The organism is Siphonobacter curvatus, assembly GCF_002943425.1.
Taxonomy (GTDB): Bacteria; Bacteroidota; Bacteroidia; order Cytophagales; family Spirosomataceae; genus Siphonobacter; species Siphonobacter curvatus.
This window is the reverse complement of the sequence record NZ_PTRA01000001.1, coordinates 2,410,164-2,433,326: the sequence shown is the minus strand read 5'-3', so window position 1 is coordinate 2,433,326 and position 23,163 is coordinate 2,410,164. Positions and strand designations below refer to the sequence as shown.

Sequence of the window (23,163 nt, the reverse complement as noted above, 5' to 3'; positions counted from 1 at the left end):
TAGTAAAAGTCCCTAATCAATTGCGAAATTGGTTAGGGACTTTTTATTTGCCACGGTATCTGTTTCTAGGTATGCCCCAATCTTTCTTCCACTGTTAACCACTCAACTATGCTTATCGAAAACTGTACGCTCGACGACTATTTTATCATCATTCGGGACATCGTTGCGTTTTGGGGAAGCGAACGTACGCTATCTTTCCATCATCCCATTTACATTCACGAATTTGGGAATACAGCTTTTGTCATTCGGGAAGAACAAAAACCCGTAGCGTATCTCTTCGGTTTTCTCTCCCAGACGGATCAGTCAGGATACGTCCATCTCGTTGGGATTCGCGAAAGTCACCAGAAAAAAGGGCTTGGTACGCTCCTGTACCAGCATTTTATCAACTATTGCCAGGCGAAAGGCCGTACGCATGTAAGAGCCATTACAACGCCGGAGAATACGAAATCAATTGCCTTCCACCAACATAAAATGGGAATGAAAATGATCGGTGAGCTAGGCGATTATGATGTACCCGTCGTTAAAAATTACGCGGGAGAGGGACAGGATCGGGTCGTGTTCATCAAAGAAATCTGACGGACGTTTGTAACAAAAAGCCTTCTCTGAGTAATCAGAGAAGGCTTTTTGTATTAGGTAAAACGCAATAATTATTTCGGCATGAGTACGGCACTAATCACGTGTACTACACCATTTTTCTGAGCCTGATCAGGGAATTCGACGACTGCCTGATGGCCTTTTTCATCGGCTACTACAAACTGATCGCCTGATTTTGTTACCGTCAGGTTCTGACCCGTTAAGGTGCGGAGTACGGTTTTCCCTTTGCCCTTATTCACGGCGTTTTGGAGGTCGTTAGCCGTCCACTTGCCGGTTACGACGTGATGAAGCAAGGTTTTACGTAAGGTCGTCACGTTACCAGCCGAAACGAATTGAGCCGCGTCAGGAACGGCAGAAAACGCCGAGTCGGTAGGAGCAAAAACCGTGAAGGGACCGCTGGAAGATAGGGTATTGCTAACGCCGGTCTGTTTCAAAGCGGCGGTAAAAGTCTTTAAGCCCGGTGATTGAACGGCATTTTCCACAATCATTTTCTGGGCACTCATGATAATTTGACCTTTTTTAGCCGCATCTACGGGAGCTGTTTGCTGAGCGAAGGTCTGCGTGGCGGTAAGCAAACCAGCGGCTAAGACTGACAAAAGAATCGCTTTCATATTTCTATATTTTTAAGGGGTGATCGTTGTTATGGGTTTCGTTGATTCTAGTGCAAGTTTAGGTATTTATCGATGCGATGCCATAAATGTCGTGTTAAAAATTACTAACAAACATTCTCTGGTTCCCCTAAGATATGGGCTGATTCCCAGCCGATCAAAGCCGCTTTTCGACTCGCTCCCCAGTGGTAATCACCAATCAGACCTGTAGAACGAATGACGCGGTGACAGGGAATGAGGTACGCAATCGGATTTTGCCCAATCGCCGTTCCTACGGCCCGACAGGCCGAAGGCTGCTCAATGGCCTGCGAAATACCCGCATAGGTACTCAGTCGTCCCGGTGGAATCTGTAAAAGAGCCTGCCACACTTTAAGCTGGAAATCCGTACCCTTCAGATGTAACTTCAACTGGGGTAAATTCGTAGGCGAAGCTTCAAACCGCAGCAACACGGCCCGATGAAAGTCAGTAGGTAGAAGCTGCAGCTGAGCTTGGGGAAAGCGGAGCTGTAGGGTAGTTCTTCCTTCGTCCTCACTGGTAATAAACGCCACATGGCAGACGCCTTTTTCGGTGGAAGCCATGCAAATCGGTCCGAAGGGCGTAGAGCCAAAGCTGTACTGAATCTGCAGGTACTGCCCGCCGTTTTTGTATTCGCCGGGTGTCATACCTTCGATGGTAACGAATAAATCATGCAGACGGCTGGTACTGGAAAGGCCGGTTTCGAAACTGGTATCGGCCAGGGAGTGTCCCTGAGCCAGTAAGCTCTTGGCGTGTTCGAGGCTGATGTACTGCAAGAACTTCTTGGGACTCACTCCCGCCCAGTCTTTAAACAAGCGTTGAAAATGGTACGGGCTCAGGTGGACATGCTCAGCCACCGCGTCCAGGGAAGGCTGTTGCTGGAAGTGCGTATTCAGGTACTGAATCGCTTTTTCAATACGTTGATAGTCGTTCATGAACCAAAAATACCGGCTTCATTGCAGTCCCGTAACCCGAAACTTGCGGACTTAGGGCCAAAGTACGGCGTCAGTTACGTGTACGATTCCGTTACTAACGGCATAGTCCGTGGTTTCAAGCTTGGCCTGATGGCCGGTTTTATCCGTTACCAACCACTGGTCGCCGTTCTTGGATACGTAGATGTATTCGCCCGCGAGGGTTCGCAATTCCACGCGTTGAATACCCCGGTCTAAAGCTTCCTGAAAGTTTTTGGTTTGCCAAACGCCTGTAACGATGTGATAGGCCAGCACTTTTCGCAGGCGGTTCATCTGATCGGGTTGCAGCAGGGCAGTAGCTTCCGGCGACTTGTGAAAGGCGGAGTCCGTGGGAGCAAAGACCGTAAACGGTCCAGAGTTCTGTAGGGTGTTTACAAATCCAGTCTCTTTGAGAGCCTTGGTAAGAATACTGTGTTCCTGCGAACGGGCGGCATGCTGGGCGATATTCACGCGTCCGCCGCTGGCCGGAGCCGCAGGAGAAGTCGGTTGAGATGGGGTAGAGGTACGGCTGGGGCCCTGGCTACTTACGCAGCCGGTAACCCAGAGAGTGAGTAAAGCAAAGCAGATTTTTTTCATGATGGGGATATTAGGAATAAGAATCCGGCCGGAGTGAATACCTGCCGGATTCCGGGGTTACTCTGCCGCTGGTTCGACCCGTTCAAAAGGTTGTTCGGGTGAATGCTTTGAGGCGGGGTTCGAATCATTTTCAAACGCCGCCACTGCCTCCGATAACGGACGCAACTGATCCATCTTCTGGTTGTCCACGTCGTAGGGAACCACTTCAAGAATGGGCGTAAGGGACACGTCCGTAATTTCGTAATCTTCTACGCGACCCAAGGCATCTTCCACCCGATCGTAGGCCTGTTTAATGGAGTCGGCGTTGATGAGAAAGGAGGCCGAGGACTTCTTTTCTTTCTTCGCTTTTTCGTCAAAAGTCGTAATCAGAATTTTGATTTTGAACCACTTTAATTCAGGGCCTTCCACATGAAAAACTTCCTGAACTTTCATGGGCGACAGGCTGGTTACCCGAAAGTCGGGAGCGTTGTCACCTAATAAATCATACAAGCGGGCTTCGGCATCTGTAAACGATACGGCGTCGAGCAAATACGCCTCCGTAACGGTTTGAAACTTCCCTGCATCAATTTCCTTTGTAAATCGGATCTTTCCTAAAAACCACGTAGCCATGTAAAAATATAAAGTGTAAACGGATGATGGAGCAATTTACAAGATCACTCCTATATGCAACGAAGGATCGACGAAAGAAATTCTCTTCCATCGACCCTTCGAAAATGTAGTGACAAACTAGTATGAAAACAAATGCCTACTTCGTCTGATCAACCGTATCTACAATGTGAATAATGCCATTATCGGAATTCTGGTCGGGCATGATCACGCGGGAGGTGCTCCCGGCTTCGTCGGTAATCAATAGGGCGTTTTCTGATAAAGCTGCCGTCAGGGTGCCGCCACCCAGGGTTTTGAATGTGGCTTTGCCCTGGCCTTTTTCAATGGCTTCACGAATCGATTGAGCGGTATACTTTCCCGTCAGGACGTGGTTGGAGAGTAACTTGATCAACTTGGGTTTATTTTCGCTTTTCATGAGTTCATCCAGCGAAGGGACCTTTGCGAAAGCCTTGTCCGTAGGTGCGAATATGGTAAAAGGACCGTTGGCACGTAACGTTTGTGACAAACCGCTCTGATTGAGAGCGTTGGTGAACGTGGCGTAATCGGCCGTACTGCTCAAGTTTGCGATCAGATCCTTACGAGAATCGTTGACGGAAGTTTGAGCGTAGCTGGCCGTAATACCCAGAGCGAATACAAACAGTAGCGTTTTCATAAGCTATACGTTGGTTGAATATCCGCAATAGCCTAAAAAAATAAGGCCACTTGGGCCGCTGGAATGAAAATGGTAGCGGGCCAGGGGCAACTCAATCCCTATGTTAAAAATTGCTTACACTGCCGAATACTGCTATTCGCTTCCCGAAGGACACCGCTTTCCCATGGAAAAATACGAACTCATTCCCCAACAACTGTTGCGGGAAGGCGTCGTTCGGGAGGATTCCTTTTTTCAACCGCAGCCCCTCGATCCGCACTGGATTCTTCGAACGCATACGCCAACGTACTGGGATGATCTATGGAACCTCCGTTTATCCGATAAAATGGTACGGCGGATTGGATTTCCCTTAACGGAGGCTCTGGTTCACCGGGAAATCGTCATTGCTCAGGGGACGATCGACTGCTGCCGGTACGCTCAGCAATACGGCGTGGCCATGAACATTGCCGGCGGTACGCACCACGCCTACGCGGACAAAGGCGAAGGATTTTGTATCCTCAATGACGTAGCCATTGCCGCAAATTATTTACTGGATGAAGGACAGCGGAAGAAAATTCTGGTGATCGATCTGGACGTGCACCAGGGGAATGGAACCGCCTGCATTTTCGAAAACGAACCCCGTGTGTTTACCTTTTCGATGCACGGGAAGGACAACTATCCGCTACATAAGGAGAAGTCGGACCTGGACATCGAATTGCCCTCTTACCTAACCGATGAACCATATTTGCAGCAACTCTACGAAACGCTGCCCGGCTTACTGGAACGAGAAAAACCCGATTTTCTCTTTTTTATCGCGGGCGTGGACGTGCTGGAAACGGACAAGCTCGGCAAGCTGAAGATGACTAAAGAAGGCTGCCGCCGTCGCGACCAGTTTGTGTTCGAACAGGCTCAATGCTACCGTTTGCCGCTCGTGGTGGTCATGGGCGGGGGCTACTCGCATCGGCTCGCCGACATTGTCGAAGCTCATTGCAACACGTTCCGACTGGCGGAAGAGATGTACTTTTAACGTTTTTCCGAAATAAGTCGTAAGGTCTTTTGCTGGTTCAGTTCCTCTTCCATCCGAAGCAGCCGTTTTTCGGTTTCGTGTTTGGCCGCCAGCGTCGAATCATTGCTAACGATGGCATTGTTTAACTGCGTACGTATAGCCTTTTGGGAAGTCCACTGTACGAGATTGCCTAAAATGGAAAGCAGGAGTAGTCCAGAGAGAATGCCGGCAGAAGTCCGTTTGGCCGGCCGGGGGCGGTATCTAAGTCCATTCAAATAAAATGCCATACTTACATAGTTTATACAGTCGTGCAAATAGAACGAACTGAAAATCTGTGCTTTATAAAAATATAAATCGTATGGGGCTAGGAATGCGGACCAGGGCAAGGCTATTGCTGCCAGAGTAGCTCTGCATCCTTTCACTTCGTACTTTCTTCAGGTCCCAACCGGCAAAGACCGTTCACCCTTGTACGGTGAAGTGAAAGCATAAGCGGGTCAAAAGTAATGGATTACTGGAAAAGATGCATTATCGTGTTGTTGTAAAATACTTAGAGTAGGTCTTCCGGACCTACTCTAAGTACCATTAATGTAAGCTGATTGTGAGTAGATTGTTGCAGTAAAGCCAGAATGGAGACGTCGATGTTTCGACAAAAGCTGCGTTCGTACTAATTTTCGATCAGGTAAAGATGTAACGCAAGCCTTACTATTTTCCCAATCCTAATGGGTTTAAGACCCATCGCTTTTCTACACCCCATTTACTTCTTCGTCAAAGCATCGCCGAGGCGTAGCGTGAAGCTGGACTGATCCACGGCAAACTCGAATATCAAGTCTTTGATGTGGATGTAATGGGCGATGAATGCTTCGAGATGGATCATAGGTTACTGTTAATTCAGCCGTATTATGGTGAGCGAGGCTCCTAGACTATTATTGCGTTGAAATTGTATCACATTTATGGTTGAACTGCCATTATTTAAAACAACATCTACCGTAGAATTGGCCTCCACTTTAGCAATAAGCTCTCCACTTAGTTTTGGACTATTAGAAGTATAGTCACTGTTCCAAGTGCCCCAAATCGCTTTGAAATTAACCCTGATAGCAGCACTAAAATATGGGTTGGTCGCAGAGATAGGATTGACCTGATACTTTATTAGATAGGTGCCCGCCTTTGTAAGCGTTACCTGACTTTGAGCTGCGTTGATCAAAATATCTGGTGATATAGCTAGTGTATCATAGGTAATGGGAGTAAAGGAAACCAAGCGGCCAGATAGTGGATAGGTATTAAAATCGGCTGGCATTTTACGAATCCCCTGAAAGAACGTAGCTCCGGGTTGATCTGATTTCTTGACCATCTTGTCCCAGCTCGTCCCGTCATATACATAAAATCCAGGATCGCTGTCCGTTTGATAGATCATCAAGCCAGGAGTAGGAGCTACCATGCCCGCACTACCCGGTCGATTAGCCCGCGTTACCCTTGGTATAAGCAAGCCTTTATCGGTGGCGGTAATATCCAACGCTGCTGCGGGGTCTGGTGTGGACGTACCAATGCCCACCTGAGCGGAGGATGTATAAAGGGTAAAACAAAAGAAGAGGAAGGTAAATAAGTGTTTCATGATCGGACTGGGTTAATAGTTGGTAAAGCATCGCCCTCATCTTCAGGCGAAATCAGTGATTCAAGCAGTAATTTTTATCGCTGCAATCCATTGAAATCCCTGAGAAATGAAGGTTGGCTCACGGAGGAAAAGTATGCTGCAAAATCAAAGCCCAACGATAATAGCTTCTCTGAAAGAAAGAGAGTCGATTTTGATCTGATTTAGTAGCAATAGGGGAGCTAAAGCCAGAAAGGCAACTAGTAAAAGCATAAGGGCGGTTAAGTAAAGGTGTACGAAATAGGTTCCTGGGTTAATTGTATATCTGCCAACCTAAAGATAACAGTACGGGCATAAATTTCAATGGGCGGACAACTAGCTGCTTATGACTCGAATATACGTTAAGTTTTGATTTACGTCAAGCGTTGATTTTTTTGGTGTACTCCAGTATAAAGAAGAGGTAAACAGACAGGAATCCTGCAACCAGCGAAGGGGCTACGAAGGCCTTCCGCACATTGCCAAAGGCCTCAATTAGGAAGAAAAGCAGGGATTTACGAAAAGGTAGACGCGTTTAGTATAGAGCCGTAGTTTTGTACACCGTTTACCAGATCAAGGAACAAACAATTCCCAGGCATACGAAAACTCGTATATCAAGCAGACGACTCTGGGGAGGATACCGAACGGCGATGATTTGTAAGACGAATCCGGAAGGGACACCGATGAGTACCGTAACCAGCATCATTTCGCGAGAGGATACGAGGTCTGTCCAGGGGTAGCAGTACCAACGAACCATGCCGCCTAACGCAAACCCGGCTATGGTAGCGACCAGGTAAGGCATATACTTCATGAGGGTAAAAGAGGTTACTGATCAAAAAGACTACGCTGGAGCCGACAGTAAGGGCCCCAGCGTGTCTGCATTTCCCCCATTACAAACCATCTAACCGGATGAGAAAACTGGTTTGCTTTGCAAGGGCAAATGAACGGGCCAATACTTAAGCACACGTGAAGCAATCCTTAAAATCTACTGAAAATTTGATTTAGGCTGAGGAATGACGATACGAAAGGTCACGTTTCCTTCCTGCGAATCTACCTCAATCGTGCCATTATGCAATTTTATGATTCGGTCTACCAATGATAAACCGATGCCGTACCCCGAAATACGTACGGATTTCTGACTACGGTAAAACGGCTGAAAAATTAGACTCAATTCTTCCTGAGCAATGTCGGAACGGTTACTGAAGACCAGCTCAAGTTGCGTCGAACTAGGCAGTACTTTCACAAAAACCGTATGATCGATAGAAAACTTACAGCCGTTCTCCATCAAATTGATCGCTGCTACCTTCAACAAGTAGGCATTTCCGTTTAAGGTTAAAACGGAATCTTCTTCAATGTCAACCGGAAACTCTACCTTGATGGTATACGACTGATGGGTCGAACGAAGCAGATCACGGGCATCCCACAATACTTCATCAATGCGTACGGGAGCCGTCAGGAAGGGTTGATTTTGATCGGAAACTTTAGCCAGTTCGAGTAGGGTATTGGAGAGCTGACTCAGGTCGCGGGCATCCGCCAAGACGGAAGAAGCCGTTTGGCGGTATTCTTCCGTACTACGTTCCCGCAGCAGCACTACTTCTAACTGAGAGATTATCTTGGTAAGCGGATTCTTAAGCTCGTGCGAGACATTCGAAATGAACATATTCTGCAGCCGGAACGCCTGTTCCACCCGGTCGAGTAGGGCATTGAACGTGAAAGTGAGCCGACCGATTTCGTCCTTTTCGTTTTGCGTGTTCACCCGCCTACTCAGGTTCTGCGGATAAATTCGCTGCACTTCGTTGATAACATCCGATATGGGTACAAGGGCCCTTCCCGCAAAAAACCAGCCTACCACTGCTACCAGCAGAATACAGGCAACGTAAGCATACAGCATAATCCGCAGGAGCGAACGCATACTCACCTGATCGGCTACGTCGGCGGCTCCGGCTACGCTGACCATGCGTTCGCCATCGTTAGTGTAATAGAGTCCGTAGAGTTTGTACTCGCCCTGATCAATTCGCAGCTCCTTATTTAATCGGATGCGGTTCAGGATATTCCGGTCCAGATCGAAGCGAATGGTATCATTGTTGGCATGGTAGATGTCATTTCGATAGGTGTACAGAATGACATTTTCCTTGTACAACAGGTCATAATTCGACTGGTCGATGAGTTTGAGAATCTCGGAATTTACTTCATTCTGGTTGACCAGCAACTCCACCGTACTCAGGGCTTTCTGACGGAGACGTTTATAGAACTGTTCCTGCAAAGAGTACTCCCGGAAGTAGTAAATGGCCGCAAACGCCAGCAAAACAATCACCGAAACCAAGAGGGTGAATTGAATGGTTAGACGAGTACGAATTTGCATGGAAACCTAATGAATCAGTATTGAGAAAGAGGAGAAAGGTAGCAGGACCATCTGTTAATCTTCCACCTTTAGTACATAGCCCATCCCGTATTGGGTATGGATGAGACGGGTCGTGAAATCTTTGTCCACCTTTTTGCGTAACAGGTTGATATACACTTCAATCACGTTCGTTCCCGTGTCGAAATTGACATCCCACACTTTCTCCGCAATTTCGGCTTTCGAAAGCACTTTTCCCTGATTCCGTAACATAAATTCCAGCAGGGCGAATTCACGGGCGGTAAGTTCAATTTTCTTCTCGCCGCGGATTACCGTTTTCGAATCCAGGTTCATTTCCAGATCCGTATACCGCAGAATATTGGAAGCGATGGGCATGGAACCGTTCCAGCGGCGGGTCAGTACGCGGATACGGGCCAGCAGTTCAGCAAATTCAAAGGGTTTAACCAGGTAATCGTCGGCACCGGCGTCGAAGCCCATCAGCTTTTCGTCAATACCACCCAACGCCGTCAGGAGCAAAACGGGCGTTTCTACACCTTCACTCCGAAGCTCACGGGTCAGTTCCACGCCATTCAGGCCCGGCATGATAATATCCGAAACGATCAGATCGTAGGGATTTCGCTTGGCCAGATGTTTACCAATCAGACCATCGTAAGCAATATCTACTTCAAAACCATTTTCTTCCAGGCCCTGTCTGATGGACTGGACGGTTTTCGGCTCGTCTTCGATGATCAATAGTTTCATAAGTCGTCTATCTTGGGAGGCTCCGGGCCCGTTTCCGCTAACAAAGCGAAAGGTAAGGGCCAGGAGTCAAAAAACCTCGGCCATTAAACCGTAGCAAAGCGGTAAAAGATGCCCAGCGGTAACTTTTTATGGAATGAATCGGGTAGGTACAGTTCCCCAAACTCAGGATTTTCGGTTTTCTCGAAAATCCGCAGAATCAGACTTTCGGCAATCAGGGCCGAAAAACTCAGGGAGTAGAGATTGATCAGGAAAAAGTGCTGTTGTGGGTTCAGTAATTGCTTACAAAGTTTGAGTAACTCGTTGATCTGTTCTTCCAGTACCCACTTCTCGCCGTCGGGACCGCGACCGTAGGCGGGCGGATCCAGAATGATGCCGTGATAGGTATTGCCCCGACGAACTTCCCGCTTCACGAACTTCATGGCGTCTTCCACCATCCAGCGGATGTTCTCCAGATTACTAAGTTCCATGTTTTCCCGCGACCAGCTGATGACCTGTTTTACCGAATCCACGTGCGTAACGTCAGCTCCGGCGGCCCGAGCTGCCAGCGAGGCCACACCCGTGTAGGCAAACAGGTTGAGGACTTTGGGCTTCTCTACGCCGAGGGCCTTGGTTTTCTGGTAGATGAATTCCCAGTTAGCAGCCTGCTCCGGAAACAGACCCACGTGCTTAAAGGAAGACAGAGCAAGTTTGTAGGTAAGCTTCTGCGAACCCAGGGGGTAGGTACCCGTCCAGCGGTCGGGCATCCCCTGCTTCGTCAGCCATTCGCCGCGTTCGGAGTTGCCTTTTTCGCGTTTAAAGTAGGCTTGGGCTTTGCTTTCCCATTCGGCATCCGACAGGGTTTTATCCCAGATGGCTTGCGGTTCGGGGCGGGCCAGTACGTAGGCACCAAAGCGTTCTAATTTCTCGAAACCTCCGCAGTCAATCAGTTCGTAATCAGACCAGGGGGTGGGAGTCAGTAATTTCATAAAAGGTATTGTTTAGACAAGTCTTTTGCTTGTCTTCAGTCTTTCAGGTTTAATCACACCTTCGTACAAGTCACCGAACGTGCGATTTGTTCAATCGATAAACGTATTACTTCTAAGGACTAAAATAGGGCTACTATTCCTGAAAGAAGTTGATGGTTCAAAGACAGGAAAAGGACTGATGAGGTAAATCATCAGTCCTTTCGCATCGTATTTCGGGCAAAATTAATATGCTACTTTATTGAGATAAAACACGTTCCGACGGCCTTCGGCATCATTGGTGATGCGTTGGAAACCCCAGGCCAGGAAGTAGTTATCGTACCAGTAATCCAGATTATCGGTCGAGTTGCGGCGAACCCGGTCTCCGTTGTTATTCGTGGCAATCGCCTGAGCTGTACCGTCTTCAAGCACCATACCGCCTTTGATACTTTTCGAGCGGAGGCTGCCTTTGTCACTATACACCAGCGTTACCTGATCATTCTGGAGATTTACTTTCACTTTTTCCTTCAAGGACAGGGTTTTTACCTTGTCAATTTCAAAGCTGTTGTCCCAGACTAACGCTCCCTGCTGGTTGATACCTGCCACTACGGCGTGTGTATACTGCCAGCCATCAAACATCTGGGAACCGTTATTATAGAAACCACGATTGCCGAAGTAGAAGGGGTTCAGGCTGTACATCCCCCAACCCCAACCGGGATAAAAACCACCCATCGGACCGCCCCAGGGGCCACCACCGTAACCCCAAGGATTTCCATTATTACGGAAGGTAGCCTGGAAGGCTTCAGCGACTAGAATCAACTGACCATCCTTCTGAATCAAATCGTGCAACAGTAACTGTGTGTTCAGTTTTAAATCGCTGCCTTTTTCCTTCTTGCGTTGAACCTGACGCTCGCGACGCTCCTGGTCGCGGGGACTCAGGTAGGAAAAGAAGTTTTTGAAATCCGTGAAGCTGTAGTACTTCAGGGGCAGGATTTCGTTGTCGGTCACCTTACAGATGTAAATTCCCTGTACCATCCGGCCCTTCGTCTGCGACTGCATATTCCGGAAACCATAGGTACCGATCATCAGATTCGTACCATCGGCCAGCGGACTCAGGCGGCCATCGAGCAGGGCGTAATCTTCATCGGGGGTTACCACAATTTCCGAAAGCTGTTTTCCTGCATCGTCGAAGGATTTTACTACAATCGAGTACTCCCGATTTTTCCGAACGGCGTAAGTAACGTTCACGCGGTTGGTTACCGAATCTACGTCAATGGTCTGTACTTCGGCCTGACCTTTGAAGGAGGCATTCAGCAGACGATTCTGACGCGTTTGCAGATTCGTGTACGATAAAATGGGTTGTTCCCGAACCACCCCGGCAATGTATATGCCATCGTGGAAAGCTTTGAACTGGGAAATTTCCATTTTATCCACCGAATGAATTTCAAATTTTTCGGTGAAACCCGGACCAACGTATACTTTAATGATTTCGTACACATTACTCTTATTCCGGCTAAAAAGTAGATACACATTTTTTCCGTCATACGAATACGTGACGTATTCCAGGCCATCCGTAATGGTGCCATCTACTGACCAGCTACGATCCAGATTGGTATCAAAGCGATCGATGTGATACGAGTTTCGGCCCGTCTGGGTGAGCAGCATCACGCCTTCCTGACCCACGGGGATCGTGAAAATATTGGCGGTAGACGAAGGAATAGGAATTTCAAGTCGCTTCTGCTGAGCGAATAGAGTAAGAGAGCCCAATACGAGGGCAAGGACAAAAAGGGGGCTACGCATGTTCATGGCCTAATCCAACGATGATATCAAATTCTTCGGGCCGGACGGGGGAAACCGATAAGCGTGACTGACGGATCAGGGCAATGTTTTGTAGGCGGGTATCGGCTTTTATCGTTTCCAGTGTGACGCTTTTGGGAAGCTTCTCGACGGGCTCCAGATCCACGACTACCCAGCGGTCATCCTCCGTCGTGGGGTCGGGATACGCCTCACGTACCACTTTAGCAATGCCTACAATTTCTTTTCCTTCGTTTGAGTGATAAAATAACACCAAATCTCCGACTGCCATCGCCTTCAGGTTATTACGAGCCTGAAAGTTTCGTACACCATCCCAGACGCCTCGCTTTTCTTTAACGAAATCATTCCAGGAATATTTAAAAGGTTCGGATTTGACGAGCCAAAAATTCATGAATTCTACAATTGGGGGAATAAACCAGTACAAGCGGCAAGGCCAGGGCTCGTTACAGGGACTTCAAAATGAGGGCATCCTTGGCGAGAATCAGTACTTCGTAACGTAATACCGTAGGGATCCGCTGACCCGCTTCCGTATAGTTAATGGTCAGTTCTTTCACGGAATTACCATTCATTACTACCGTATAGCTGCCTTTGTACTGGGTAAGCTTGTTGTTTTTAATGACTGAAACTTGTACGTCATTCTCAGTAAAAGTAAACGTCTGACGGTCTTTGGTAGTCGGGAATTTGTAATCGGCGTTACGATAAATCAGGCGGCCTTCGGTATCTTCCTCATCGGAGTGTTTCCAGGTTTGATGCAGATAACTCAGCTCATCCCGGTCCTGTGGATCACTGGTATCCCGACAACTGCCCAAAAGAGTCACAAGAGCCGTAAACAGCAAAATGGATTTCAGATAGTTCATAAGCGTAGGGTTGGGTAGTTTTGAGTTTAGGGTTTTGAGTTATGGTTAGTGGAGATAAAGCTTTCTCATGCTATCCACAAGTGTTCCAGTAGTAGTTATCTACGTAATGTCAGAACAAAATGATTGATCAATCACCCAACGCAAAACCCTAAACTCTAAACAACATTAAGGAAACTGCGGGAATTTCCGGAAATCGGGTTTGCGTTTTTCCAGGAACGAACGTTGCCCTTCTTTGGCTTCGTCGCTGAGGTAGTACAGCAGAGTAGCGTTACCGGCCAGCTCCTGAATACCCGCCTGTCCATCCAGGTCGGCGTTGAACGAAGACTTGAGCATCCGCAGAGCAATCGGGCTGTTTGCCAAGATCTTACGGCACCATTCCACCGTTGTTTCTTCCAGTTTTTCGATGGCGACCACCTTATTAACCAGACCCATCGACAGAGCATCCTGAGCGTCGTATTGATCGCAGAGGTACCAGATTTCGCGGGCTTTTTTCTGACCCACGATGCGGGCCAGGTAGCTGGCACCGAAACCGCCGTCGAAGCTTCCCACTTTCGGTCCCGTCTGGCCAAACCGGGCGTTTTCCGCCGCAATACTCAGGTCACAGATTACGTGCAGAACGTGTCCACCACCGATAGCCCATCCGGCTACCATTGCAATGACGGGTTTGGGAATTGAACGAATCTGACGCTGTAAGTCCAGTACGTTCAGACGGGGAACGGAATCTTCGCCCACGTAGCCACCGTGACCACGTACCGACTGATCACCGCCCGAGCAGAATGCCCGACCGCCTTCACCCGTCAGAATGATCACGCCAACCCGCGTATCCTGACGGGCCAGTTCCATCGCTTCAATCATTTCGTTGACCGTCAGGGGCGTAAAGGCATTATGTACCTCTGGACGGTTGATCGAAATCATGGCGATTCCTTCGTAGTACAAATAGCGGATTTCGCGGTATTCTTTAATCGGTTCCCAGGGTAGTTGCCAGGAAAGGATCGGAGCAGTTTTCGGATTATTACTCATTACTTCGTGATTTTCAAGATGAAGTCTTTACGCAGCGACTAAATTTCAACGCGTTCTTCGTCGCCTTCGTCGTTATAAAACAGTACATCCCAGGTGTGATCGTACAGCATCGTTACCTGAGCTACGTAGCGGTTATATTTAAAGGAACGTCCCCATTCGTGCGGAGCCACCAGCGAGAGGAGGTCTGAGCCATCCGCTTTTTCGTACAGATACATGGTCTGACCAATGAAGGGCTCAAAGTTAATCGCCGCTGTATAGACCCGTTCTGAAACTTCCACCCGCTTCTGAATGGCCTTGGCCTGATCCAGCAGGGTTTTCATTTGCCCGGCAAGCTGATCGTACTGCTTGCCCGTCTGCTGCCGCATAGCGGTCAGAGCTTTAGCTTTGATTTTACCTTCGTCTTCGGGACGAATGACTGCACTGCCCGCGTTATGGGCGTAGGGAAGGAGACCGGGATTTTCGGCTACCTTGTCTGGGTTAATGGGGTTTTCGAACGCCCCTGCTTCCGTGTTTTCCGGCATAGTACCGATGGTTTTTAGTAGAAAAACGCCCAAAAATACGGATTGTTTGGCAGGAAATTGGAAAGGAGAGACAGGAATCGAGAGGAAGCAGGCAAAGAAGCTCGTATAGAAAGCGTAAAAATTTCGATAGTGCGTAGAATATCAATTGAAAAGCCTTAAAAAGTTAGGCAGATCGTTCTTTCACGACCCGGCGGGCAGGGCGGGGAGCTTTACATTCACCGTTCTGCACGGTTAGATTATGGTCATAAAATTCAAGAGCCCGGTGCAAGGTTCGTTGATTAACGGCGACGAGGTACGGCTGTTTTCCCGGCGTTTGTACCAGCCGGGCATCCAGTTTATAAATGGTTCCTTCCGGAAACTGACGTAGTAAACGCAGCGGACAACGGACGGACAAATCGCCCGGAACCCGCTGATTGGTAATGGTTTTCAGCCGGGGCCGATTCCGGCGGGAATCGAAAACCACTTGAGCAAACAGGTCAATAAAAAAACGACGTTCGTCGGCTGGTAAGAAAGATAATTGCATGGGTTACGCGTAATAAATCCTCCCAAATATACGTCGTAACTGCCCTATAGTCAACCATTTGTCCGTAATTGCTTGCGGTTTTTCTTGAAGAGGAGCGAGCCAGATTTCTTGGGTAAATGAGCAAAGGGAACTCAAGGAAATCGCTGGATTCCGTATCTTTGGGTTTGATTTTCGTTTTACTATTTAGAGCAGAATATTATGCAATTGATTGACGGCAAGGCTGTTGCCTCTCATTTCAAGGCCCAGATCGCCGAAGAAGTACAACAATTGAAAGCTCAATCCGGCAAAACGCCCCATTTGGTGGCTATTTTGGTGGGTACCAATGGAGCTTCTGAAACCTACGTCGCTCACAAAGTCAAAGCCTGTGCAGAATTGGGTTTTGAGTCGACTTTGGTTCGTTTTGACGAAACGGTAACGGAAGCCGAACTGCTTGATAAAGTCCGCGAAATCAACGAAAATCCGGACATGGACGGTCTGATTGTCCAGCTACCCCTGCCTGCTCACATCAACCCCGATGCCGTGATGGAAACGATCCATCCGGCGAAAGATGTGGACGGCTTTCACCCCATCAATATCGGCCGCATGGCCAAAGGCCTGCCCGCTTACATTTCAGCCACGCCTCAGGGCTGCCTGATGCTGCTGGAACATTACGGCATCGAAACAGCGGGTAAACATTGCGTCGTTGTAGGTCGCAGCCAGATTGTAGGCTTACCTATGAGCATTCTGATGCAACGGAACACTTATCCGGGCAACTGTACCGTAACGATCACACACTCCAAAACTAAAAATCTGGCGGAAATCTGCCGTCAGGCGGATATTCTGGTAGGAGCTTTGGGTCGTCCGGAATTTATTACGGCGGATATGGTAAAAGAAGGAGCCGTCGTATTGGACGTAGGCTTGGAACGCGTACCAGACGCCAGCAAAAAATCGGGTTTCTCCCTCAAAGGAGACGTGAAATTTGATGAAGTGGCTCCCAAAACCAGCTTCATTACGCCGGTACCCGGTGGCGTTGGCCAGATGACCATTATTTCACTGATGCAGAATACGCTGTTAGCAGCCAAAGGCAGCATTTATAAAAAGTAATATTCCGTTTGCGGGCTTCCGGTTGACCCGTACAAAGCAATCCGGAAGCCCACCAGTTAAACTTATTCTTCACTCAACTCCGTACCTAATTTATTCATGGCCTCCAATTCGTTGCGGCAGGTTCCGATATTGACCCTGTTGCTGGTGGCTGGTTTAGTGGCCTTTTCGTATGTACCCGAAAGGGTTTGGAGCGATATAAATCTGAAACCAGTTCGATTGTTTTCGTCTATTCAGGAAGATACGAAGCCTTCGCCACCTTTGTCTTTTGCGAAAAAAACACCTTCGGCAAAGACTGCACCGAAGGTTGAGGAGTCCGTGGCGGTGCAGAAGAAGCATCTGCCCTGTCCGAACGGAATTACCTGCATTGAAGATTACGACAGCACGGGGCAGGGTCTTCGGCAGATTATGCAGGCTCTAAGTCAGGAAGCCCAGACCAAGCCCGTACGGATTGCCTTTTTTGGCGATTCCTTTATTGAGGGAGACATGTTGTGCGGGGATTTCCGGGATACGCTACAGGCACTATTCGGTGGACGAGGCGTGGGTTACGTACCTCTCACGTCGCCCGTGGCTAATTTTCGGGCCACCATTCGCCATCAATTCCGGAATTTCAAAACGTATTCGGTCTTACAAAAACAACAGGGAAGTCCAGCTTTGGGAGTATCTGGCTACAGCTTCATTCCTGAAGGTAATAATCTGGTCAATTACAGTACCGGGCGACCTTACGGGGCCAGTCGCTTTGATCGCGTTCGGGTCTTTTACCAAGCCAAACAGAGCAGTGCTTTACGATATACGCTGGGTTCTGAGCCGGAGCAGGCGGATACATTGGTCGCTCGCTCTGCCCTGGCCGAGCACGCTCTGACGGCGGCGGGAAATCAAGTTCGTTTTTCGTTCGGCAATAATTTAACGCTGTACGGACTAAGCTTCGAGGCAGATCATGGGGTCTACGTCGATAATTTCAGTATTCGGGGTAATTCGGGCTGGGGTTTGCTGGGGGTTTCGGAATCCATGTATCAGCAATTCAACAGCTTACAGCATTATAAACTCGTCATTTTGCAATATGGCTTAAATGTCATTCAGCCGAATACGACGCAACTGGGCTGGTACGTTCCCAAAATGATGGCGGCCATTGAACGAATCAAAAAAGGATTTCCCGAAGCGAGCATCTTGGTCATTGGCGTATCCGATCGAAGCATGCGACAGGCGGATTCGTACGTTTCCTTTCCCAGTATTCCGTACCTGATTGAAGCCCAACGTGAAATGTCCCGCAAAACGGGTGTAACCTTCTGGAACCTCTGGGAAGCCATGGGCGGGGAAGGCTCAATGGTCAAGTACGTAAATGCGGGATTGGCGAACAAAGATTACACGCACCTGAAATACGCCGGTGGTCGCAAGATTGCCCGTTTGTTGGCAAAAGCCCTCTTGTTTGAAAAGAAAAAATATGATCAGAATCTTACGACTGAGCCTGCTGCTGTTCGCACTGTTGCCCAACGCTCAGGCTCAGACCTCACTCGTCAAACTACTGTCTCCCAGCATCGAGACCTCCGAAACCAACGCGATCCAGCAGGTCGAAAGCCTGAATCCGTTTTTTGATGCTCTGACGGAATTAAAGGCACGGCAACAGGGCGTTGTCAATATTTTGCACATTGGTGATTCTCACCTACAAGCTGATTTCCTGACGAATACCGTTCGAAAGCAGTTTCAGTACGAATTTGGAAATGCTGGCCGAGGACTGATTGTACCCCTGCGTGTAGCCCGTACTAACGAGCCTCATACCTATCAGACCAGTAGTGAGGCCATCTGGCAAGCCAGACGTTGCATTTTTCCCGACGCCGAATTGCCAATCGGCATTGGAGGTGTAACCATTCGGAATGCCTATCCCGGGAAACGAATGAACGTACAAATTCGCTCGGACTCGGCCCTGGGGTATCAGTTTGATCGCCTTAAAGTTTTCTGTCTACGGGATACCAGCAGTTATGACTTTAATATCCTAGATGCTTCAGGAGCCGTGATGGCTTCCGTACAAACCTCTGGTGGAGCAGAGGGGCAATCACCGATTTTAGTCGATCTCAACGAACTGAACGACGAATTTTCCCTGGAATCCGTTCAAACAAGACCGGGACAAAATCATACGACCTTGTTTGGGTTCAGTCTGGAAAATGGCCAGCCTGGCGTACTCTATCACTCTGTAGGAGTAAACGGGGCTCAGTTTTCGCATTACCGCGACGCCCGGTATTTCGCGGAGCAGACCAAAGGGCTCGAACCGCAGCTTATTGTGGTTTCGCTGGGTACCAACGAAGCCCATAGTGCTGCCCTGACCATGACGGAGTTTTACACCAACATCGATGCTTTGGTACAAAACCTGCAAAAAGCCAATCCGCAGGCGACGATCTTACTGACCACCCCCGCTGATTCGTACAAGCGTCGTACGCAGGCCAATCCGAAAATGGCGGAAGTACGGCAGACCATTCTGAACTACGCCAGCGAACATCATCTGCCTAGTTGGGATTTGTACGGCATTACGGGACCAGCCGCGTTCTGGAGAAAAAATCATCTAATTACGAGCGATGGGGTGCACTACACTCGCAAAGGCTACGAATTGCAGGGAAATTTACTGTATCAGGCTTTAATGCAAGCCTTCAACGATTATGCCACCCATCGACTTTAGTAAACTGACGGAACTGCTTCAGTATCAACCCGAGGCTCCAATTTTATTTAACAGTGGCCTTTTTTTGTGGTTGTTTCTGGGGTTCTCGTCGATATACGTACTGCTGCAACCGCACCACCGGGCCAAGGTCATTTTCGTGACCTTATTTTCGCTGTACTTCTATTACAAATCTTCGGGCTGGTATTTTCTATTGCTGGTACTGGCTACCGTGGTGGATTACGTACTCGGCTGGTTTATTTACGATGCCGATCAGAAGGTATTCAAACGGCTTTGGATGATTATCAACCTGATACTTAATCTGGGCTTGCTGGCGTATTTCAAGTACACCAACTTTTTCTATCAGGCCTGGACCGAGTTTTCGCACCAGCCCTATAATCCGCTGCCGATTTTCCTGCCGGTGGGCGTTTCGTTTTATACGTTTCAGTCGCTGAGCTATACCATTGACATTTACCGGGGTGAAATCAAACCCGTCAAGAGTATTCTGGATTACGCTTTTTTCGTTTCCTTTTTTCCGCAGCTAGTTGCCGGTCCGATTGTACGGGCCAAGGACTTTATTCCGCAGCTTTACCGACCTACGATCGTAACGCCCGAGCAGTTTGGGCGAGCTATCTTTCTGATTGGTAGTGGTTTATTTAAAAAGGTCGTTATCTCCGATTACCTCAGCGTCAACTTTGTTGATCGGATTTTCGATAATCCTACGCTGTATTCGGGGTTGGAAAATCTCTTTGGGGTTTATGGCTACGCGTTGCAGATCTACTGCGATTTTTCGGGGTATTCCGATATGGCAATCGGTATTGCTCTACTGCTGGGTTTCGAATATCCGGTCAACTTCGATTCACCGTATCAATCCCGCAACATTACTGAATTCTGGCGTCGCTGGCACATTTCATTGTCCAGCTGGTTACGCGACTACCTGTACATTTCGATGGGCGGAAACCGTAAGGGCATTTTCCGTACCTATTTCAACCTCTTCATGACAATGGTTTTGGGTGGACTCTGGCACGGGGCCGCCTGGCGATTTATTCTGTGGGGCGTATTACACGGCGGAGCTTTAGTTTTCCACCGCGTTATTCGTTCGTATTTTTCGCCCGGAGCGTACCCGACGTACCGCTGGGTATCTCAGCTGCTGACCTTCCATTTTGTCTGCTTTTGCTGGATTTTCTTCCGGGCTGATTCCATGGAAATTGCTCAGCAACTCTTGCACCAGATCGCTACTGAGTTTAACCCCATGCTGATAGTTCAGTTTATCGAAGGCTATCAAAACGTTCTGTTGGTGATGCTGTTGGGTTATACGTTGCATTTTCTACCACGCTCTATGGAATTACAGGCCGAAAACTGGATTATTCGCCTGCCGCTCGTGGGCAAACTGGCCTGGCTGTTGGCCGTAATTCTCTTGATGACCCAGGTACAGTCGGCGGAAGTACAACCCTTTATCTATTTCCAATTTTAGAAACTACAGTTAGCCTGTAAGAATCGAAAAGTTTCTTCCGAGCGTAACCGATTTCACTATACAAAAAGAAAGGCAGTCATAGAGGCTGCCTTTCTTTTTGTATAGTGAACGGGTAAAATCTAGCGACGGCCGCGAGTAATAATTACTGAACCAATACGATCATTCCAGCCAATGTTGCGTAGACGGTTGTTGCTACTCGTCAGGGTGTAGGAGTTGCCCGTGAAGCTATCGTTTTCAAATACCTGAATGGTGTAACCCGCAGGAACCTGAATCGAAGAAGCTTTTTTGTTCATCTGTCCCAGGGCTGATGAACGATAACGACCCGTATTCAAGGTCACCGAACCTCCCTGATAGTCGTCATCCGCGAAGAAAACGACGGAACCATTGTCGTTGTACCCGGGGCGGTTGTTGTTATAGCCCGGACGATCATTGTAATCCGGACGGCCACGGCCCGGACGGTTATCGGAATAATCGGGGCGACCGTTATAGTTCCGGTCCTGCACGATGCGTAACGAACGAATCTGGTTACCGGATTGGGCTACGTTGCCACTAAACTTCACCGATTGTCCGCGGAAATTAGGTTCCGAAAACGCTTCAACTACGTAGCCATTGGGTACGCGGATGGAACCAATGGAAAAATTGATGGTCCGGAAATCACCGGAATATTGCTGTACGGATTGACCCCGGTAGTTGGAGTTTGAAAAAAAAGTAACGGCTTCGCGGTCGTTACGACGATTCCGATTGGAACCGAATTGAGCAAAGGAGTAGGTGCTGAACAACAGCAGAGCGAAGGCAACTAGATAACGTTTCATGGCTAAAGTGTTAAAAATTTACGGGTACAAAAATTACTTTGATGGGGGCAATTAGTGCGATAGAAATGGATTTGCCAATAGCTACAGGCCGCTTTTGCGATGAAAAGGGTCTTTTTGGCTGTTAAAAAATGTGAATTCAAGCGATGGGAGGCCCATGAAACGAAAGTTGCCAACCCAATTGGGCTGGCAACGTTATACAAAGGCTACGTTCAATGAAACAGATCGGGTTATTTCAGGGCCTGATCGTAAAAGGTGTCGGCATCTTTCTTCAACTGGATCAGCGACGGCTTATGGATGTACATCATGTGCCCGGATTCGTAGTAGGTAAAAGATACGTTTTTCCGCTGTTCCGGCTTAAGTCCCATGTGGTGAAAGGTGTACTCGGCGGCAAAAAATGGCGTCGCCAGATCGTAATAACCCGCACCCACCCACACTTTCAGAAAGGGGTTCTTGCTCATGGCCTGCCGTAAGGTTTCACTCACATTGAGGTAGCTATTTTGGACATTGTTATAATTCCAGGGTTGTACACGCCCCGTCAAGGCCAGGTAAGGCAGGTCATTTTCGTACTTGAGTTCCTGCCGAACGTAGTGATTCAAAGCCGTGGAGTACGGTCCAGAAATGGTGGCATCAAGGCTGGGATCAAACTCGTAGCCATCGCCCGCATCGTCGAAATCCGTACCGGTCATGCGGCCATCCAGCCGGCCCGCCGTTTTACCTTCCGAGCGGAGTAATTCTTTCACAAAACGGCCAATTTCAACGCGTAAACGCGTTTGCCGCAGGTAGGTTTGGGAAAGGCCCGTAAACTTGGACAATTTTTCAGCCAACGCTTTTTCTTCGGTTTCCGTCAGTAAATCACCTTTCATTAGGGCCGTAGTGTACTCGCCTGCGGCAAAGTCGCGGGCCGCCTGAAGCGTTTTCTTGAGGTCGGCCTGGTACTCCGGAGCCAGTTTCTTGTGATACCAGGCAATCGCCGTGTACGTAGGTAAAAAGAGGGCGAAGGGCAAATCATTGCCCCGGTCAAAACGGGCCGTCTGGAAATTCAGGATGGATGAGATAAGCGATATTCCGTTGATGTACAGGTTGTAACGATCCTGCAAATAGCCCGAAAGACCCGCCGCACGCGTAGTACCGTAACTTTCGCCCGCCAGAAATTTAGGCGATCCCCAGCGTCCGTATTGCGTGGTGTAGAGACGAATGAATTCACCCACTGATTGAATATCTTCATTGTACCCGAGAAACTGTTTCTCATTCTCACCGGCTGCGGCCCGACTGTAACCCGTATTGACGGGGTCGATAAAGACCAGATCCGTTTTGTCGAGCCAGCTGTATTCATTGTTGACCAAGGCATAGGGCGGAGCCAGCGATTCTCCTTTTTCGGTCATGGGAATCCGACGGGGCCCAATGCATCCCAGGTGCAACCAGAGCGAAGCCGAACCCGGTCCACCGTTAAAGGTATACGTAATGGGACGTTTCGTCAGATCCGACACCCCATCCCGGGTATACGCGATGAAGAAAATGTTAGCTTTGGCTTTACCACTTTCGTCTTTCAACGTAAGGTAGCCGGTACGGGCCGTGTACGAAATAGTTTTGCCCTGAATGGTCACTTGCCCTTTGGTTTCAACGGGGCTGGGCGGAGCCACAAAGGGTACGGGTTTTTCCTGCGAAGGCTGAGCGTTCAGCGTACTACTCAGCAGCAGAGCGGAAAACAGGTAGAGCGATCGGATTTTCATACGGGAATAGAGAAGAATGAA

The 23,163-nt window shown here is 48.6% G+C and carries 25 protein-coding genes; 6 read left to right on the top strand and 19 right to left on the bottom strand.

The features are described from left to right. The first annotated feature begins 108 nt into the window (after positions 1-108). Positions 109-576: a GNAT family N-acetyltransferase gene (locus C5O19_RS10125; protein WP_104711828.1), complete on the top strand. Its 468-nt coding sequence runs from the start codon at positions 109-111 to the stop codon at positions 574-576. A 71-nt stretch (positions 577-647) separates the two neighbouring features. Here the strand turns inward: C5O19_RS10125 and C5O19_RS10120 are convergent, their stop codons facing one another. The 5 genes from C5O19_RS10120 to C5O19_RS10100 form a co-directional block, all read right to left on the bottom strand. Further along, positions 648-1,205 carry a fasciclin domain-containing protein gene (locus C5O19_RS10120; protein ID WP_104711826.1) on the bottom strand — a complete coding sequence of 186 codons (558 nt, stop codon included), beginning with the start codon at positions 1,203-1,205 and terminating at the stop codon, positions 648-650. Between the two features lie 104 nt (positions 1,206-1,309). After that, positions 1,310-2,152 carry a bifunctional transcriptional activator/DNA repair enzyme AdaA gene (locus C5O19_RS10115; protein WP_104711824.1) on the bottom strand — a complete coding sequence of 281 codons (843 nt, stop codon included), beginning with the start codon at positions 2,150-2,152 and terminating at the stop codon, positions 1,310-1,312. A 51-nt stretch (positions 2,153-2,203) separates the two neighbouring features. Continuing rightward, positions 2,204-2,764: a fasciclin domain-containing protein gene (locus C5O19_RS10110; protein WP_104711822.1), complete on the bottom strand. Its 561-nt coding sequence runs from the start codon at positions 2,762-2,764 to the stop codon at positions 2,204-2,206. Positions 2,765-2,821: 57 nt separating this feature from the next. After that, complete coding sequence (locus C5O19_RS10105) at positions 2,822-3,373, bottom strand: DUF4494 domain-containing protein (RefSeq protein ID WP_104711821.1); 552 nt, start codon at positions 3,371-3,373, stop codon at positions 2,822-2,824. A 136-nt stretch (positions 3,374-3,509) separates the two neighbouring features. After that, positions 3,510-4,022, bottom strand: a complete 513-nt coding sequence (locus C5O19_RS10100) for a fasciclin domain-containing protein (protein WP_104711819.1) — start codon at positions 4,020-4,022, stop codon at positions 3,510-3,512. A 100-nt stretch (positions 4,023-4,122) separates the two neighbouring features. On the opposite strand from C5O19_RS10100, the gene C5O19_RS10095 reads away from it, so the two are divergent. Then, entirely contained in the window at positions 4,123-5,025 is a 903-nt protein-coding gene (locus C5O19_RS10095) for a histone deacetylase family protein (protein WP_104711817.1), read from the top strand. On the opposite strand, the gene C5O19_RS10090 is transcribed toward C5O19_RS10095, so the two are convergent. The 12 genes from C5O19_RS10090 to C5O19_RS10035 form a co-directional block, all read right to left on the bottom strand. After that, positions 5,022-5,291, bottom strand: a complete 270-nt coding sequence (locus tag C5O19_RS10090; protein WP_104711815.1) for a hypothetical protein — start codon at positions 5,289-5,291, stop codon at positions 5,022-5,024. The two genes, C5O19_RS10095 and C5O19_RS10090, sit on opposite strands and share 4 nt — an antisense overlap. A gap of 596 nt (positions 5,292-5,887) precedes the next feature. Then, entirely contained in the window at positions 5,888-6,613 is a 726-nt protein-coding gene (locus C5O19_RS10085) for a BclA C-terminal domain-containing protein (RefSeq protein ID WP_104711813.1), read from the bottom strand. A 577-nt stretch (positions 6,614-7,190) separates the two neighbouring features. Next, complete coding sequence (locus tag C5O19_RS10080; protein ID WP_104711812.1) at positions 7,191-7,436, bottom strand: hypothetical protein; 246 nt, start codon at positions 7,434-7,436, stop codon at positions 7,191-7,193. Between the two features lie 174 nt (positions 7,437-7,610). Continuing rightward, positions 7,611-8,987 carry a HAMP domain-containing sensor histidine kinase gene (locus C5O19_RS10075; protein WP_104711810.1) on the bottom strand — a complete coding sequence of 459 codons (1,377 nt, stop codon included), beginning with the start codon at positions 8,985-8,987 and terminating at the stop codon, positions 7,611-7,613. A gap of 54 nt (positions 8,988-9,041) precedes the next feature. After that, a complete protein-coding gene (locus C5O19_RS10070) occupies positions 9,042-9,725 on the bottom strand; it encodes a response regulator (protein ID WP_094817022.1) in 684 nt (227 codons plus the stop codon). 83 nt (positions 9,726-9,808) lie between these two features. Next, positions 9,809-10,690, bottom strand: a complete 882-nt coding sequence (locus C5O19_RS10065; RefSeq protein ID WP_104711808.1) for a class I SAM-dependent methyltransferase — start codon at positions 10,688-10,690, stop codon at positions 9,809-9,811. 222 nt (positions 10,691-10,912) lie between these two features. Beyond that, complete coding sequence (locus C5O19_RS10060) at positions 10,913-12,466, bottom strand: hypothetical protein (protein ID WP_104711805.1); 1,554 nt, start codon at positions 12,464-12,466, stop codon at positions 10,913-10,915. Further along, positions 12,459-12,872: an EVE domain-containing protein gene (locus C5O19_RS10055; RefSeq protein WP_104714037.1), complete on the bottom strand. Its 414-nt coding sequence runs from the start codon at positions 12,870-12,872 to the stop codon at positions 12,459-12,461. Before C5O19_RS10055 ends, C5O19_RS10060 begins: the two co-directional genes overlap by 8 nt. A 52-nt stretch (positions 12,873-12,924) precedes the next feature. Further along, positions 12,925-13,338, bottom strand: a complete 414-nt coding sequence (locus C5O19_RS10050) for a hypothetical protein (RefSeq protein ID WP_104711803.1) — start codon at positions 13,336-13,338, stop codon at positions 12,925-12,927. A gap of 165 nt (positions 13,339-13,503) precedes the next feature. Next, a complete protein-coding gene (gene menB, locus C5O19_RS10045) occupies positions 13,504-14,358 on the bottom strand; it encodes a 1,4-dihydroxy-2-naphthoyl-CoA synthase (RefSeq protein WP_104711801.1) in 855 nt (284 codons plus the stop codon). A 38-nt stretch (positions 14,359-14,396) separates the two neighbouring features. Next, positions 14,397-14,879 (bottom strand): DUF2452 domain-containing protein, encoded by a 483-nt coding sequence (locus tag C5O19_RS10040; protein ID WP_094817028.1) that lies wholly within the window; start codon positions 14,877-14,879, stop codon positions 14,397-14,399. Positions 14,880-15,042: 163 nt separating this feature from the next. Then, positions 15,043-15,402 carry a hypothetical protein gene (locus tag C5O19_RS10035; protein WP_104711799.1) on the bottom strand — a complete coding sequence of 120 codons (360 nt, stop codon included), beginning with the start codon at positions 15,400-15,402 and terminating at the stop codon, positions 15,043-15,045. A 198-nt stretch (positions 15,403-15,600) separates the two neighbouring features. Between C5O19_RS10035 and C5O19_RS10030 the strand changes: the two genes are divergently transcribed. The 4 genes from C5O19_RS10030 to C5O19_RS10015 all read left to right on the top strand — a co-directional run bounded on the left by C5O19_RS10030 (position 15,601) and on the right by C5O19_RS10015 (position 20,600). Next, positions 15,601-16,485, top strand: a complete 885-nt coding sequence (locus C5O19_RS10030) for a bifunctional 5,10-methylenetetrahydrofolate dehydrogenase/5,10-methenyltetrahydrofolate cyclohydrolase (RefSeq protein WP_104711797.1) — start codon at positions 15,601-15,603, stop codon at positions 16,483-16,485. A 96-nt stretch (positions 16,486-16,581) separates the two neighbouring features. After that, positions 16,582-18,075 carry a GDSL-type esterase/lipase family protein gene (locus tag C5O19_RS10025; protein ID WP_104711795.1) on the top strand — a complete coding sequence of 498 codons (1,494 nt, stop codon included), beginning with the start codon at positions 16,582-16,584 and terminating at the stop codon, positions 18,073-18,075. Between the two features lie 298 nt (positions 18,076-18,373). Continuing rightward, positions 18,374-19,150, top strand: coding sequence for a GDSL-type esterase/lipase family protein (locus tag C5O19_RS26260; RefSeq protein WP_262509725.1), 777 nt, complete (start codon positions 18,374-18,376; stop codon positions 19,148-19,150). After that, positions 19,131-20,600: an MBOAT family O-acyltransferase gene (locus C5O19_RS10015; protein WP_104711790.1), complete on the top strand. Its 1,470-nt coding sequence runs from the start codon at positions 19,131-19,133 to the stop codon at positions 20,598-20,600. Before C5O19_RS26260 ends, C5O19_RS10015 begins: the two co-directional genes overlap by 20 nt. Positions 20,601-20,719: 119 nt before the next feature. Here C5O19_RS10015 and C5O19_RS10010 read toward each other — a convergent pair whose 3' ends face one another. Together C5O19_RS10010 and C5O19_RS10005 are read right to left on the bottom strand one after the other, a co-directional pair. Further along, positions 20,720-21,412 carry a hypothetical protein gene (locus C5O19_RS10010; RefSeq protein ID WP_104711788.1) on the bottom strand — a complete coding sequence of 231 codons (693 nt, stop codon included), beginning with the start codon at positions 21,410-21,412 and terminating at the stop codon, positions 20,720-20,722. A gap of 227 nt (positions 21,413-21,639) precedes the next feature. After that, positions 21,640-23,142 (bottom strand): S10 family peptidase, encoded by a 1,503-nt coding sequence (locus C5O19_RS10005; RefSeq protein WP_104711786.1) that lies wholly within the window; start codon positions 23,140-23,142, stop codon positions 21,640-21,642. Positions 23,143-23,163: the final 21 nt, after the last annotated feature.

What these genes read in the sequence shown, in the direction of transcription:
- C5O19_RS10125 (WP_104711828.1), top strand. Translation starts at nt 109, where the DNA reads ATGCTTATCGAAAACTGTACGCTCGACGACTATTTTATCATCATTCGG.
- C5O19_RS10120 (WP_104711826.1), bottom strand. Translation starts at nt 1,205, where the DNA reads ATGAAAGCGATTCTTTTGTCAGTCTTAGCCGCTGGTTTGCTTACCGCC.
- C5O19_RS10115 (WP_104711824.1), bottom strand. Translation starts at nt 2,152, where the DNA reads ATGAACGACTATCAACGTATTGAAAAAGCGATTCAGTACCTGAATACG.
- C5O19_RS10110 (WP_104711822.1), bottom strand. Translation starts at nt 2,764, where the DNA reads ATGAAAAAAATCTGCTTTGCTTTACTCACTCTCTGGGTTACCGGCTGC.
- C5O19_RS10105 (WP_104711821.1), bottom strand. Translation starts at nt 3,373, where the DNA reads ATGGCTACGTGGTTTTTAGGAAAGATCCGATTTACAAAGGAAATTGAT.
- C5O19_RS10100 (WP_104711819.1), bottom strand. Translation starts at nt 4,022, where the DNA reads ATGAAAACGCTACTGTTTGTATTCGCTCTGGGTATTACGGCCAGCTAC.
- C5O19_RS10095 (WP_104711817.1), top strand. Translation starts at nt 4,123, where the DNA reads ATGTTAAAAATTGCTTACACTGCCGAATACTGCTATTCGCTTCCCGAA.
- C5O19_RS10090 (WP_104711815.1), bottom strand. Translation starts at nt 5,291, where the DNA reads ATGGCATTTTATTTGAATGGACTTAGATACCGCCCCCGGCCGGCCAAA.
- C5O19_RS10085 (WP_104711813.1), bottom strand. Translation starts at nt 6,613, where the DNA reads ATGAAACACTTATTTACCTTCCTCTTCTTTTGTTTTACCCTTTATACA.
- C5O19_RS10080 (WP_104711812.1), bottom strand. Translation starts at nt 7,436, where the DNA reads ATGAAGTATATGCCTTACCTGGTCGCTACCATAGCCGGGTTTGCGTTA.
- C5O19_RS10075 (WP_104711810.1), bottom strand. Translation starts at nt 8,987, where the DNA reads ATGCAAATTCGTACTCGTCTAACCATTCAATTCACCCTCTTGGTTTCG.
- C5O19_RS10070 (WP_094817022.1), bottom strand. Translation starts at nt 9,725, where the DNA reads ATGAAACTATTGATCATCGAAGACGAGCCGAAAACCGTCCAGTCCATC.
- C5O19_RS10065 (WP_104711808.1), bottom strand. Translation starts at nt 10,690, where the DNA reads ATGAAATTACTGACTCCCACCCCCTGGTCTGATTACGAACTGATTGAC.
- C5O19_RS10060 (WP_104711805.1), bottom strand. Translation starts at nt 12,466, where the DNA reads ATGCGTAGCCCCCTTTTTGTCCTTGCCCTCGTATTGGGCTCTCTTACT.
- C5O19_RS10055 (WP_104714037.1), bottom strand. Translation starts at nt 12,872, where the DNA reads ATGAATTTTTGGCTCGTCAAATCCGAACCTTTTAAATATTCCTGGAAT.
- C5O19_RS10050 (WP_104711803.1), bottom strand. Translation starts at nt 13,338, where the DNA reads ATGAACTATCTGAAATCCATTTTGCTGTTTACGGCTCTTGTGACTCTT.
- menB (WP_104711801.1), bottom strand. Translation starts at nt 14,358, where the DNA reads ATGAGTAATAATCCGAAAACTGCTCCGATCCTTTCCTGGCAACTACCC.
- C5O19_RS10040 (WP_094817028.1), bottom strand. Translation starts at nt 14,879, where the DNA reads ATGCCGGAAAACACGGAAGCAGGGGCGTTCGAAAACCCCATTAACCCA.
- C5O19_RS10035 (WP_104711799.1), bottom strand. Translation starts at nt 15,402, where the DNA reads ATGCAATTATCTTTCTTACCAGCCGACGAACGTCGTTTTTTTATTGAC.
- C5O19_RS10030 (WP_104711797.1), top strand. Translation starts at nt 15,601, where the DNA reads ATGCAATTGATTGACGGCAAGGCTGTTGCCTCTCATTTCAAGGCCCAG.
- C5O19_RS10025 (WP_104711795.1), top strand. Translation starts at nt 16,582, where the DNA reads ATGGCCTCCAATTCGTTGCGGCAGGTTCCGATATTGACCCTGTTGCTG.
- C5O19_RS26260 (WP_262509725.1), top strand. Translation starts at nt 18,374, where the DNA reads ATGAACGTACAAATTCGCTCGGACTCGGCCCTGGGGTATCAGTTTGAT.
- C5O19_RS10015 (WP_104711790.1), top strand. Translation starts at nt 19,131, where the DNA reads ATGCCACCCATCGACTTTAGTAAACTGACGGAACTGCTTCAGTATCAA.
- C5O19_RS10010 (WP_104711788.1), bottom strand. Translation starts at nt 21,412, where the DNA reads ATGAAACGTTATCTAGTTGCCTTCGCTCTGCTGTTGTTCAGCACCTAC.
- C5O19_RS10005 (WP_104711786.1), bottom strand. Translation starts at nt 23,142, where the DNA reads ATGAAAATCCGATCGCTCTACCTGTTTTCCGCTCTGCTGCTGAGTAGT.